Source organism: Lysinibacillus sp. HST-98 (assembly GCF_016757845.1).
GTDB classification, from domain to species: domain Bacteria; phylum Bacillota; class Bacilli; order Bacillales_A; family Planococcaceae; genus Lysinibacillus; species Lysinibacillus capsici.
The window spans coordinates 161935-174712 of the sequence record NZ_JAENHX010000005.1 but is presented as its reverse complement, the minus strand read 5'-3'; the positions used below and the strand labels follow the sequence as shown (position 1 = coordinate 174712).

At 36.2% G+C, this 12778-nt stretch carries 11 protein-coding genes and 2 pseudogenes; 7 read left to right on the top strand and 6 right to left on the bottom strand.

Annotation, left to right across the window (positions count from 1 at the left end):
* Window positions 1-221 precede the first annotated feature (221 nt).
* Genes qoxA through qoxD form a run of 4 tightly spaced genes read left to right on the top strand, consistent with a single transcriptional unit; the run spans window position 222 to window position 3961 of the window.
* Complete coding sequence (gene qoxA / locus JIN86_RS13720; protein ID WP_202342186.1) at window positions 222-1112, top strand: cytochrome aa3 quinol oxidase subunit II; 891 nt, start codon at window positions 222-224, stop codon at window positions 1110-1112.
* 20 nt (window positions 1113-1132) lie between these two features.
* Window positions 1133-3082 (top strand): cytochrome aa3 quinol oxidase subunit I, encoded by a 1950-nt coding sequence (gene qoxB, locus JIN86_RS13715; RefSeq protein ID WP_202342185.1) that lies wholly within the window; start codon window positions 1133-1135, stop codon window positions 3080-3082.
* Window positions 3079-3675 (top strand): cytochrome aa3 quinol oxidase subunit III, encoded by a 597-nt coding sequence (gene qoxC, locus JIN86_RS13710; RefSeq protein ID WP_202342184.1) that lies wholly within the window; start codon window positions 3079-3081, stop codon window positions 3673-3675. The genes qoxB and qoxC overlap by 4 nt, the downstream gene beginning before the upstream one ends.
* Before the next feature lies 1 nt (window position 3676).
* Window positions 3677-3961: a cytochrome aa3 quinol oxidase subunit IV gene (gene qoxD / locus JIN86_RS13705; protein ID WP_202342183.1), complete on the top strand. Its 285-nt coding sequence runs from the start codon at window positions 3677-3679 to the stop codon at window positions 3959-3961.
* A 304-nt stretch (window positions 3962-4265) separates the two neighbouring features.
* On the opposite strand, the gene JIN86_RS13700 is transcribed toward qoxD, so the two are convergent.
* The gene (locus JIN86_RS13700; RefSeq protein ID WP_066036763.1) at window positions 4266-4820 is read right to left on the bottom strand and encodes a helix-turn-helix domain-containing protein; all 555 of its coding nucleotides are present in this window, start codon (window positions 4818-4820) and stop codon (window positions 4266-4268) included.
* Window positions 4821-4953: 133 nt separating this feature from the next.
* Between JIN86_RS13700 and JIN86_RS13695 the strand changes: the two genes are divergently transcribed.
* Window positions 4954-6162, top strand: coding sequence for an MFS transporter (locus tag JIN86_RS13695; RefSeq protein WP_202342182.1), 1209 nt, complete (start codon window positions 4954-4956; stop codon window positions 6160-6162).
* Window positions 6163-6300: 138 nt separating this feature from the next.
* Window positions 6301-7158: a PhzF family phenazine biosynthesis protein gene (locus tag JIN86_RS13690; RefSeq protein ID WP_202342181.1), complete on the top strand. Its 858-nt coding sequence runs from the start codon at window positions 6301-6303 to the stop codon at window positions 7156-7158.
* Window positions 7159-7501: 343 nt separating this feature from the next.
* Here JIN86_RS13690 and JIN86_RS13685 read toward each other — a convergent pair.
* The 5 genes and pseudogenes from JIN86_RS13685 to JIN86_RS13665 all read right to left on the bottom strand — a co-directional run.
* Window positions 7502-7831, bottom strand: a pseudogene (locus tag JIN86_RS13685) (DUF402 domain-containing protein); the annotation flags it as partial.
* 415 nt (window positions 7832-8246) lie between these two features.
* Window positions 8247-8906: a zf-HC2 domain-containing protein gene (locus JIN86_RS13680; RefSeq protein WP_202342179.1), complete on the bottom strand. Its 660-nt coding sequence runs from the start codon at window positions 8904-8906 to the stop codon at window positions 8247-8249.
* The gene (locus JIN86_RS13675; RefSeq protein ID WP_004229992.1) at window positions 8893-9387 is read right to left on the bottom strand and encodes an RNA polymerase sigma factor; all 495 of its coding nucleotides are present in this window, start codon (window positions 9385-9387) and stop codon (window positions 8893-8895) included. Before JIN86_RS13675 ends, JIN86_RS13680 begins: the two co-directional genes overlap by 14 nt.
* Window positions 9388-9492: 105 nt before the next feature.
* Window positions 9493-9672: pseudogene (locus tag JIN86_RS13670) on the bottom strand (lyase family protein); the annotation flags it as partial.
* Between the two features lie 275 nt (window positions 9673-9947).
* Window positions 9948-10829 carry a GNAT family N-acetyltransferase gene (locus tag JIN86_RS13665; RefSeq protein WP_202342178.1) on the bottom strand — a complete coding sequence of 294 codons (882 nt, stop codon included), beginning with the start codon at window positions 10827-10829 and terminating at the stop codon, window positions 9948-9950.
* A 417-nt stretch (window positions 10830-11246) separates the two neighbouring features.
* Between JIN86_RS13665 and JIN86_RS13660 the strand changes: the two genes are divergently transcribed.
* Complete coding sequence (locus tag JIN86_RS13660; RefSeq protein WP_004229997.1) at window positions 11247-12773, top strand: spore germination protein; 1527 nt, start codon at window positions 11247-11249, stop codon at window positions 12771-12773.
* Window positions 12774-12778: the final 5 nt, after the last annotated feature.

Sequence of the window (12778 nt, the reverse complement as noted above, 5' to 3'; positions counted from 1 at the left end):
AATCTATTCTAATTGATGAAAGCCCTTACTCGATGCGCATTTCCTTCTATAAAATTATACTGAAATTATTTTTCTCGTTTGAGAACATTCTGTGTTATCTTGGAAAACGCCTTGTCTTTCAAAAGAAGTGCCCCTATTATAAAAATCAATTGTGAATCGAATTCCATACAAACTCGTAGTAGCCAATAGCACTTCAATGAAATAGTTAAAGGGGTTTGTTTATGAAAAAAAGTTGGCTCAGATTAATTGGTCTTTCCACTATTGTCACTATGCTAACAGGCTGTGACCCATTGTTAGTATTAGATCCAAAAGGACCTCAAGCTCAAGTGCAAGCCAAAGATATTATACTCTCGATAGGGATTATGTCCTTTATCGTACTCATTGTTTTTGTGTTGTTAGCTTATATGTTAGTGAAATTTCGTGCATCTAAGCAAAGCCCTGACTATAAGCCTCCCCACATTAAGGGGAGTACAAAGGTGGAAATCATTTGTGTAGGTATACCCATTCTAATTGTAGCGTACCTATCCTTCATTTCTGTTGAAAGTAACTATAAGGTGGAATCTACCCCAGAGAAATACAAACAGGAAGAGCCGTTAATCATTTATGCTTCAACATCGAACTGGAAATGGCATTTTAGCTATCCAGAGGAAGATATTGAAACAGTAAATTATTTGTATATTCCTGCAGAGCGTCCTATCGAATTTAAACTTTATTCTTACGGACCAATTACAAGTTTCTGGATTCCTCAACTAGGTGGTCAAAAATATGCAATGGCCGATATGGTGAATACATTGCATCTGGCTGCGGATCTACCTGGGGAGTATATGGGGAGAAATGCAAACTTTAATGGTAAAGGGTTCGCTGAAAATACGTTTAACGTAACAGCAGTGACTCAGGATGAGTTTGATGATTGGGTGAAGGAAGTAAAAGCAACAGCTGAACCATTAACAGAAGAAAAATTTAATACGTTGCTAGAACCAGGACACGTTGGCCAATCAACCTACACGGGTACACATTTAACATTCCTGCCAGCCCCTGAGGGTGAAAATGGTGGACATCAGCATGGCACATCACACATTAAAGATCATGCTTCTCAACAAAACGATCATTAATTAAAAGGAGACATAGTCATATGGAGTACTTCGAACGATTTGCTATACCCCATCCAAGCCCAGCTATCTATGCATCGATGGTTGCGATTGGACTGACGGTGATAGCAATTATAGTTGGCTTAACCTACTTTAAAAAATGGGGCTACCTTTGGCGTGAATGGTTAACTACCGTTGATCATAAACGTATTGGTATTATGTATCTAATTTCTGCCCTTCTGATGCTTTTCCGTGGTGGAGCAGATGCGATTATGATGCGCGCCCAAATGGCTGTACCTGACAATACATTACTTGATGCGCAGCATTATAATGAAATCTTCACAACACATGGAACAGTCATGATTATTTTTATGGCCATGCCTTTTATTATGGCCTTTATGAATTATATTGTGCCCTTACAAATCGGTGCAAGAGACGTTGCTTTCCCACGTTTGAATGCTTTAAGCTTTTGGCTATTTTTCATGGGGGCTATGCTACTAAATATATCCTTTGTTATAGGTGGCTCCCCTGATGCTGGCTGGACGAATTATTTCCCTCTAGCAAATAATGAATTTAGTCAATCTGTAGGAACAAACTATTATTTATTTGCCTTACAGATTTCAGGTCTTGGCACATTAATTACTGGTATTAATATGATTGTGACGATACTTAAAATGAGAGCACCAGGCATGACGCTTATGAAAATGCCGATGTTTACGTGGTCTTCATTAGTAGCAAACGTGATTATCGTTTTTGCCTTTCCTGTTTTAACGGTTGCCTTAACGATGGGAACTTTTGACCGCCTATTTGCTACTAATTTTTTCACAACATCCGATGGTGGTATGGATATGCTGTGGGCAAACTTTTTCTGGGTCTGGGGGCATCCTGAGGTTTATATTCTGATTTTACCTGCCTTTGGGATCTACAGTGAGATTATTTCTACTTTCTCAGGTCGAAATCTCTATGGCTATAAATCAATGGTCGGCTCCATGGTGATCATTTCCTTCCTTTCGTTTTTAGTATGGACCCATCATTTCTTTACGATGGGACAAGGTGCTTTAACAAATAGTATTTTCTCGATTACAACGATGGCCATTGCCGTTCCAACTGGTGTTAAAATTTTTAACTGGTTATTCACCCTGTGGAAAGGAAAAATTGTTTTTACAACGCCAATGCTTTACTCCATGTTATTTATTCCTACCTTTACAATAGGTGGCGTAACGGGTGTAATGCTTGGCATGTCAGCAGCTGACTATCAATACCATAATACAATGTTCTTGGTTGCCCACTTCCATATGGTAATTATTCCTGGTGTTGTCTTTGCTATGCTAGCTGGTTTACATTACTATTGGCCAAAAATGTTTGGCTTTATGTTGAATGAAAAAATCGGCAAGTGGACGGCTTGGATTATTGCTATCAGTACTTTACTAGCCTTTATGCCAATGTTTGTCTCTGGCTTAGATGGACAAGCACGACGTATGTACACTTATTCTGCCTCCACTGGCTTTGGATTATGGAATATGATTTCGTTTATCGGTGCAATTGGCTTAACAATTGGTTTTATATTAGTTGTTTACAATGTTATCTACAGTATTCGTTATTCACCAAGGAATGTTGGGTCGGATCCATGGGACGCTCGCACGTTAGAGTGGGCTACACCAAGCCCTGTGCCTTACTATAATTTTGCCAAGGTTCCACATGTGATTTCAACGGAAGCGTTATGGGATGCAAAATATCATCAACATGAACTGTTCCCAGAGCCATATGAAAAGATCCATATGCCGAATAATAGCGGTGTGCCTTTTATATTAGGATGTATTTTCTTTGCATGGGGCTTCTCCTTTGTTTTCGGAATGTGGATACCAACAATTCTCACAACCATTGGTATTTTTATTTGCATGGCTCACCGTTCATTGGAAAAAGATCCAGGACACTATGTACCTGTCGAAAAAGTGAAAGCAACAGAATCGAAATTGCGAGGTAGTCAATTATGAAAATCGATCACTCACTTCCTTTAGAATATAGTACTCAGCAAAATCAATTGAATATATTAGGCTTCTGGGTGTTTATTGGTGCTGAAATTATGCTCTTCGGCACATTATTCGCAGGTTATTTTGTTTTAGTAGACCGTACTGGGAATGGTCCAACAGGAGCGGAGATTTTTGAAATTACACCTGTTTTATTTGAAACGTTTATTCTTTTAACAAGTAGCTTTACCATTGGCTTAGGTATACATGCTATGCGTAAGGGCTACACGAAAGCAATGATAGGGTTCTATGTTTTGACATTAGTACTCGGTGTCGTATTTATTGGTTTTGAAGTTTACGAGTTTATGCACTATATTCATGTTGGTGCGAGTTTACAGACGAGTGCCTTTACGGCTGCCCTTTTAACAACATTAGGAACACATGGTGCACACGTTACCTTTGGGGTATTCTGGGGAATGTTCATCGTCTATCAGCTCATCCAACGTGGCTTAACACCAGAAACAGCCAATAAATCGTTTATCTTCTCTTTATACTGGCACTTTTTAGATGTGGTCTGGATTTTTATTTTCAGCTTCATTTACCTGAAAGGAATGGTGTAACATGAGTGATTTATTCCCACTCAAACAAGTCATGGGGTTTGGTGTGTCCATAATCCTTACGATCCTTGCGGCATGTGTATATTTTTTCAATCTATCTTTTCCGATTACCATGACTATTTTATTAGTCACAGCATTTATTCAGGCAGGCTTGCAGTTAGTTGTCTTTATGCATGCTGGTGAAACAAATGATAAACCAGCCATCTATACCAATATTTATTATGGCTTAATCATTGCGCTCGTTACCATTTTCGGAACATTATTATGTATGATTTGGGGTTATATCTAAATAAAAAAAATCGTCCTTACTTTAACTTAGTAAGGACGATTTTTGTAAAGTAAGAGTCCACTTTCATTCATTGTGATATGAAGGGATTCGTGGTTGAGCTTGGTTGAATGGGATAAATATAGGATTGCCTTTATCAATAATTATAGAGGATGTTGTTTCATTTATGACGCCAATTTTATCGATTTCTTCGTTTCTTACAAGATTTTTTTGATATTCATGAAAATAATAAATGATGAAATCGATAATCAGTATTATTTTTTCCTCCCAAAATAGTATCATCTTCTGCTGGGTTTTTGTTGAACAATCATGGGGTTGTATAAGTTAATGACAGCATTAAATGTACTTTTTCATCCGAGTGATTGATATACGTGTGAAGTTCTTCACCCTTGAATTTAATGACATCCCATTGGTTTAGCTGATGGGTTTTCTCTCCGACCTTTAGCTCCAATTGCCCATTTAATACGAGCACAATTTCCTCGGAGCCTGCTAGGTGACACTCGCTGTATTCACTATTCGGTTCAAGACGACCTCTAAACCACTCAGTCCCATTTGTTTTGAATAATGGATCAACAAACCAGTCGTTATTATGACCTACGAATTGGTAGTCTGAGCCAAAACGATGAACCTCTATATTTTCCTCAAAAGATAGTAAAGCGACAAGCGGAATATTAAGTCCTCTACAAATTTTCCAAAGAATATTTACAGTCGGATTCGTTTCCCCTCGTTCAATTTTCCCTAACGTCAATTTACTAACATTGCTGACTTTCGCCAGCTCCTCTAAACTCATCCTTTTGCTTTTTCGAATTTCTCGCAAATTTCCTCCAACTTGTCCAGATAAGTCGATATTTTCCTCCTGCATTCTGCGCACCCCTCCCATTGACTTTGTATAAATAGTATATTATAGTATACAAATCAATTAATTATAGTTTGTTTTTAAATTTAAAAGTTAACTATAGTATATCAAATAATAACTAAAAGAGGTGTTTTCAGTGATGGCGAAATCAAAAAACTTTCCGATTATTTGGAGCGTTTTTTCTTTGTTTATACTATCTATGAATTTACGAGCTTCGATCACATCTATCTCGCCAGTATTGAAAAATATTCAAATGGATTTGCAGATGACAAGTGTTGTTGTAAGTTTATTAACAGCACTTCCTGTATTTTGTATGGGGATTTTTGCGCCATTGGCTGGTAAACTAAGTGAACGATGGGGTATCGAATGGACGATTGGGCTATCCGTTTTATTAATTGGTGTATCAACAGCTTTACGGTTAGTGGCGACTTTTCCTTTATTTTTATTAGTAACAGCTATTCTTAGTGGGATAGGTATTGCTATTACAGGCCCACTGATTTCAGGCTATATCAAAAAGGAATTTCCTAAATATTCTTCTACGATGATTGGTGTATATTCTGCGGGTATGGGAATTGGAGCGTCTTTGAGTGCTGGTTTAGTTGTGCCTGCTATGCATGCTTTTCATCAATCCTGGAACGCAGCTTTAGCGATATGGTCGGTATTCGCTCTTATGGGTATTATTGTTTGGATTCCAATTATCAAAAAATCCAAACAAACTCAAGAGCCATTAGAGAAATCTGCGAGTCAAAAAAGTCGACTACCTTGGGGAAACCGATATGTTTGGCTCCTTATGGTCATGTTCGGTTTACAATCTGGCGTTTATTATTCCCTCGCGACATGGCTCGCTCCAAAAGTACAGGATATGGGATATAGTGATGCCTACGCCGCAACAACGGTAACTATTTTTTCTGTCATGCAAATGATTTGTAGCTTTATTATTCCCATTATCATTAATAACAGCGTGAAGAGAAAGCCTTGGATGCTACTGTGTGCTTCAAGCTCCTTTATTGGCATTTTGATGTTAATTCTGGGCGGCATCTCGCCCATTTTCTGTGCGACGTTAACTGGGATCGGTGCTGGTGGTTTGTTCCCATTAGCAATGATTTTACCTTTAGATGCTACGACTACACCAAAAGAGGCAAGTGAATGGACAGCGATGATTCAATTCGGTGGCTATATCATTAGCGGCATCATTCCTATGCTTGTTGGTGTTATCAAAGATATGACGAATACATTTGATGTTGCCCTTATCACCTTATTATTCATCATCATCATTATCATGGTGCTGACGTTAAAGGTTAAAACAAAGATGGAATCATCTATTATTCGCGTACTTCCTAGTAGATGAAGTAAGGAATCTTAAAACCGTGTTTAAAGAAAGTGACAATCTATTTTTTTAGATTTTAGATGCTGAAAAATTTATCCAACAACATTTTTACGTAGTTCTTTATATGCTACAATTCACAATGAGGAAGGAAGATGTTTTATGAAAATATCCGTTTATGTTGCAAGTGCATTTAGCAAGGATCACCAAGGCGGGAATAAAGCAGGAGTGGTATTGAATGAAAATACATTGACTACTACTCAAAAAATGGCGATAGCTAAAGAATTGGGCTATGCGGAAACCGCATTTATATCAGCATCTGAAATGGCTGATTATAAATTTGAGTATTTTACACCAAAAGAAGAGGTTGATTTATGTGGTCATGCCACAATTGGCTCTTTCACGATCCTGATGCATTTAAATAAACTTTTCAAGGATCGCTATACGATTGAAACAAACAGCGGTGTTCTTACTATTACCATAAAAGATAACATCATTTTCATGGAACAAAACAAACCGATATTCTATGATATTATTTCTCCAAACGAGTTTATCGATTGTTTTGACATTCAAGATATAGACAATCAATACCCAATTCAAATTGTCTCCACGGGTCTAAAAGATATTTTAATTCCGATAACAAGCGAAACACAATTACATGCACTGCAACCTAATTTTGAAAAAATTAAAGAAATCAGCGAGTACTATCATGTTGTCGGGACGCATCTGTATACGTTTAATGACAATCGAATTATTTGCAGAAATTTTGCCCCACTATATGACATCAATGAAGAAGCAGCGACTGGCACTTCTAACGGTGCATTAGCTTGCTACCTTTATGAACAGCACCACTTGCAAAAAGAAGTCTATATATTTGAACAAGGTTATTCTTTACACTCTCCTTCCGAAATATTAGTTAAACTAGCAACCAATAGCAAGAATGAAATAGAAAAAGTTTATGTTGGCGGTGAAGGCTATTACTGTGAAACTAAATGTTTAGAAGTAGAAAAAATGGAGTGAAAATAATTTCTCAACCTCAGACTGTAGATTTTCTGAATTTAAAAATAGAACAATAGATAAAAAGACAAACACATTTTTATATTGGTGTAGCTTTGGGAAAAAGATGGATTAAAAAATATCCCTTAATCCTTGTCTAATAGCAACATCATAAACTCCATTTTGAAAAAAGTTTGCTCAAAATGGAGTTCCTCTCTTTAGATAAGTATGAGATATTTATAAAAAAGTTTGATCATTTTTCAGCTATGTTGTTCCACAATTGCGCCCGATTGTTGAACATCCTTTTTTAACTGCCCCTAAAGTAAAACTCAAACTTTCATTTGGTAATGAAATATTAAAGCATGATTTATTCACGAATCTTACCTAATAAATAGTCTCGATGCTTCAAACTTAAATCAAAGTATTTAAAAGTACCTTCGTGTATTTGTTTCAACACTTGATTAAAAACTCGATAGGCAAAATCGTATTGTGATTTTGTAATCCAATTATTGTGTATAGCCTCTTCTAATTCATCTTTATCTTTTTCAATGATTTCTCCAGTTGGTAATATAACAATATCTAAAAATAAGTCCATCATATAGGGTTCTCCATTCTCAACGCCATTTTCATATGTGATATCTATGTACCACTGAATAATTTCTCCATTTTCATTAAACATTGATGTAATAGCGAAATTTTCATTGAGTGGTAGTTATTGTAACCATAAGTAATTGTTATCAACAATACAAAGCTTTTTAATTAAATATTCAGTTATTAATGGTTCTTTTACTTCATTTATTTTTATAAGAGCAATAAATCCATTAAAATCTTTGTCATTTATCTCCTCTATAGAATAATCGCGTTGTATAATTCTAGTCCATCATTTCTATGTAAAAAAAGCTTTTTCAAAAGATAATCGCTCCTCAATTAATATTATTGGTAAATTATAACACATCAATGAGTTTAAAATATATATAACATATCCGTAAATTTTTGTACGATTGCATAAAATAATGTTATTCAACAATTTGGCCCATTAATGAAAACGAGCGCTGATTCTAGTTACAGAATCGCGCCCGATAATGGAATAACTAAATATGATTTCAATCAGATTATTTCTCCCAAATTAATACAGCACGTTCTAAGGCTGAATCCCAAGAATCCTTTCCTCCAGGAACCATCTCTTCTGAATCAAATTCCACATAGTATACCGCATCGTTATTTCCACTTTCAGGTAGAACGAAGGTATCTTCTTGTCCAAGCCTCTTTTCATCATCAATCAGGTTTCTCGAAGGCGAATCAGCCAATGTTTTTGTATAATAAATAAAACTCACAATCTTTTTCTCTCCATCAATTTCAAATCCCATAGGAAACGTTCCGTGAACACCTGCACGGCTTTTGCCATAATATCGGGAAACCAACTGATGATCATTTTGTCTTTCGATTTTGATCAAATCTTCCGAATAAGGAATAACCGTTTCAAAATAGAAAACAGACAAATAGGTCCCCAATAAAATAAGTGCCGTTATGAAAACGGAAGTAATGGAAATGATCACTTTTTTCTTACGCCATTTTTTACTGATCTCTTTAAATTGAAAAGCCTTATTTTCTGCCGGGATATAAAGTTCCTGTTTCATGGCGTCATATTCTTTTTGACATTTTTCGCAATGCTGTAAATGTTCGTCTACCATTTCTTTTGTATCTTGACTAACTACCTCATCAACATACAAAGGTAAAACATCTTGAATAATTGTGCATTTAATCTCTTTCATAATTCATCGCCTCCATATACTCGATAATTTGTTTTCTCGCTCTGTAAAAGGTAACCCTTGCCCACCCTGCACTTTTTCCAAAAAGACGTCCTATCTTTTCAAAAGGTAATTCTCCAAAAGTACGTAATGAAAAGACCTCCTTATATGGCTCATTCATCGAGTGAAGAAACTGATGAACCATGAAGGCATCTTCTTCATTCATCAAATGCTTTACAATTTGCACTTCCATACTTGATTCTCCTATTGCACCTGAGTCTACTTGTCGTTTCTTTCTTTTGTAGTGTGAGAAATATGTATTTTTCGCAATTGTAAAAAGCCATGCTCGAATATCCTTTGAACCATCAAATTTTTCAATTGCTTTTAATGCCTTAAAAAATGCTTCTTGTGTTATTTCCTCGGCTATGCGCTCATCGTGACTTAATGATAGGATAAATAAATAAACTTCTTTAAAGTATTCGTGATAGATTTCCTCAAAGTCCACCTATTTTCACCCCTTTCACTTATATAACTCTTAGAATTTAATTACGTTACAAAAATATGTTATTTTCGATTACACTAACCTGCACCTTTAGTTTAAGTGAAAATTCATAGTTGTTAAGAGTGAAGTCAGTGAACCATATACACGTACTGTTTTGCCTCGTATCAGTTCAGCGGCATCAGGGTTTTTCTTCTGTGGCATAATACTGCTGCCAGTAGAATAGGCATCATCAATCGTAATAAATCTAAACTCTTGACTACTCCACAAAATTAACTCTTCACTTAATCTAATAATAATCGAAAAATCGGAATTGAATGATGCGTTCTACAGATGAAAATGAGGAACGCTGACACCAACTGTATACATTGCTTCCTCCTAATGAAATAACTTTATCTATACCATCCTATAGAGAAATGCCCAATATTTATAATGTCAATTAAAAAAGGCTGTTATGGTATGTGAAAATGTAATCCAATTTCATGTTAAAGCGCTCTTGTTCTTGTTCGAAGCGCTCACTTTTTATCCAATGTCGCTCATATTTCAGCTAGAAGTGATCATCCAACTTAGCAATGGGACGTTACAGGAAACATAAAGTGCCCTTGTAAGAAGGGCTTTTTCGAGAGAATGAATAAGGCATCGTCATCATTTGTGGTGATGGTGGCTGTCATGCCTTCGATTGTAAAGCCAGGTGTAAAATAGAATACTACTTTTTTTGTTGTATCCTTAATAATGCTTGTTAATACAGCCTCTGCATTGGTTGCCTGTAAAGAGATGATATCGTAAATAGTTAATACCCCTTCTTCCTCCTCCATTACTACTATTGTTTCTAGTTCTTCTAAATAGTAAATAGCATGAGGGAAAACTAACGTAAAATAAAACATTAATAAACTTTCATTTTCCTCAACAGCAATCATACTAGAATGGATATAACGATTTTTTGCATACTCTTCAAGAAGTGCTAGATCCTGCTCAATTGTCAGCTGTTGGACGCTGGTCAGCTTTGGTTGAATAGGTCTTGTGGTAAGATCTAAGCTGTATTCACTTTCATGGATTCGCGTAAAGCCAAACCTCGGATAAAAATCTAGTACTGTTTCATTGGCAAAGAGATACATGAAATCACAGGCACCTTCGTACTCTTCCATGAGATGCAGCATCAACTGCTTTGCCAAGCCTTGATGACGATAATGTTCATCCGTCATCACTGTACCGATCTGAATTCCCTTTAATCGCTCACCATTTACGCGAATCGACATCCTATAAATAGAAGCATTCGCAATTACTTTTCCTGCTTGTACATATGAGTAAGGAATATATTGGTCATTCCAATAGCCTTTGTTATACCAGCCTCGAAAATCCAGACCAAATGTTTTCATTGCTAAATCATTAAAACTTGCCTTTAATTTTTCATTGTGACGATAATCACTAACTAATTCATATTTTTCCACGTCTATTCCCTCCTATTTTATGTTTCAATCGCTAATTTTTGTAGGAATCATCACCTCCTAAAAACAGAAAAAGACCCTATGAGAACAAGCTCATAGAGTCCTTTGTTATATAAAATATAACTGTGGATTAGACATCATTATGCTTCTCTTTTATCGCAAAAGGGCATTACTAAATAGATCCTATAATTTTTAAAAATTATAGAATGACCCCTTTATTAAATTCATTGGAATTTAATTTGCGATAATTAGTTTTAGCATAAAAAAGGCTAATCTCCCTTCTGTTTTTAAGAATACTATTATATTACCGTTAATTGTTAGATATGTCTACATGATGAAAATAAATGAAATAAGTATAGATTACCCCTTTAAAGCCTATTCTATAAACGAGTTAGCAATGAAGGGAGCCTACCAATTACTATGAAATTTAAACTACCTTTCAACAAACAACAAAAACAACAACAACCAGTTCAAGAGGCGCCTAAAGAAAATCTTGTGAGGGTTGCACATGCCACAGATCATTTTATTCAATCGATTAAAAATGCAACGAATCATCCAGCCGATTTAATCATTAAATCTCTTCCACCAAACGTCACTCTTATTTACATCGATAATCTGATTGATGATCAGACTTTAAATAATGATATTATTGCTAATTTACAGAGCAAGCCTCATGATACACCCGAGGCAATTGAGGTGGCCCTTTCTATTGCAGAAGTTAGTCAAACCGGTCTACTAAGGGAAACAGTAGAATTGATGGTCAATGGTTATGTTGTGATACATATAGATGGTTTCCCACAGACTATTTTAGCCAATATCGCTAGCAGAGAGTCTAGAGCATTGTCAGCGCCTGAAAATGAATCGCAGGTAATTGGTACACAGGTTGGATTTAATGAGAGTCTATCTACCAATGTTTCCTTGATTCGTCGCTACATAGTGAGTCCTAATCTTTGTAATGAAAAAGTAAAAATTGGTGCAAGGACAAGTACCTCTGTCTCTCTTTTATATATGCGTGGCATTGCCAATGATCAAATGGTTCAAACAATGCGGCAACGAATCACAGATCTACATATCGATGAACTTATCGATAGTGCCGTATTAGCTGAAATGATTGATGATAATTCACTATCTGTCTTTCCACAAATGCTTTTGACGGAAAGACCTGACAGATTTTGTGATGGCATTTTAGACGGAAAAATTGGGGTTCTCGTAGATGGTAGTTCAATGGCCATCGTTTGCCCCCAAGGATTTACTGAGTTTTTTCAAAGTCAAGAAGATCAAAATTTAAGGTGGCAAATTGCTACTTTTCTTCGTTTATTACGACTGGCTGCCTTCTTTTTATCTGTTTATTTAACACCGTTTTATGTGGCAGCTCTGACATTTCACTATGAAGTGATTCCACAAGCCTTTCTCGTACCATTAAGTGAATCAAGGGCTTTGGTTCCTTTCCCACCGATATTTGAGGCTTTGCTGCTGGAATTTATTATTGAACTACTGAGAGAAGCAGGAGCTAGATTACCAACAAAAATTGGACAAACAATTGGTATCGTTGGTGGTATCGTTATTGGAACAGCTGCTGTACAGGCGGGGATTACCAGTAATATATTGCTGATTATCATTGCGTTAAGTGCCCTAGCCTCTTTTACATCGCCAAGTTATATGATGGGCAATGTGATTCGTCTTATTCGCTTCCCTATTATTATACTTGCAGGATTTTGGGGTTTTTATGGTATCATGCTGGCTTTTTGTTTTATTCTTATTCATTTGTTACGTCAGTCAAGCTTGGGTGCTCCGTACATGTCGCCCTTCTATCCACCGAGGTTGAAGGAAATGCGGGATAGTATTATTAGAATGCCTGTCCCATTAACAGCGAAAAGACCTGCTTTGACAAGACCAAAGGATGAGCATAAATTTGTCCCAGAGCCAGTGAAACCTGATAAAAGTTGAACTGA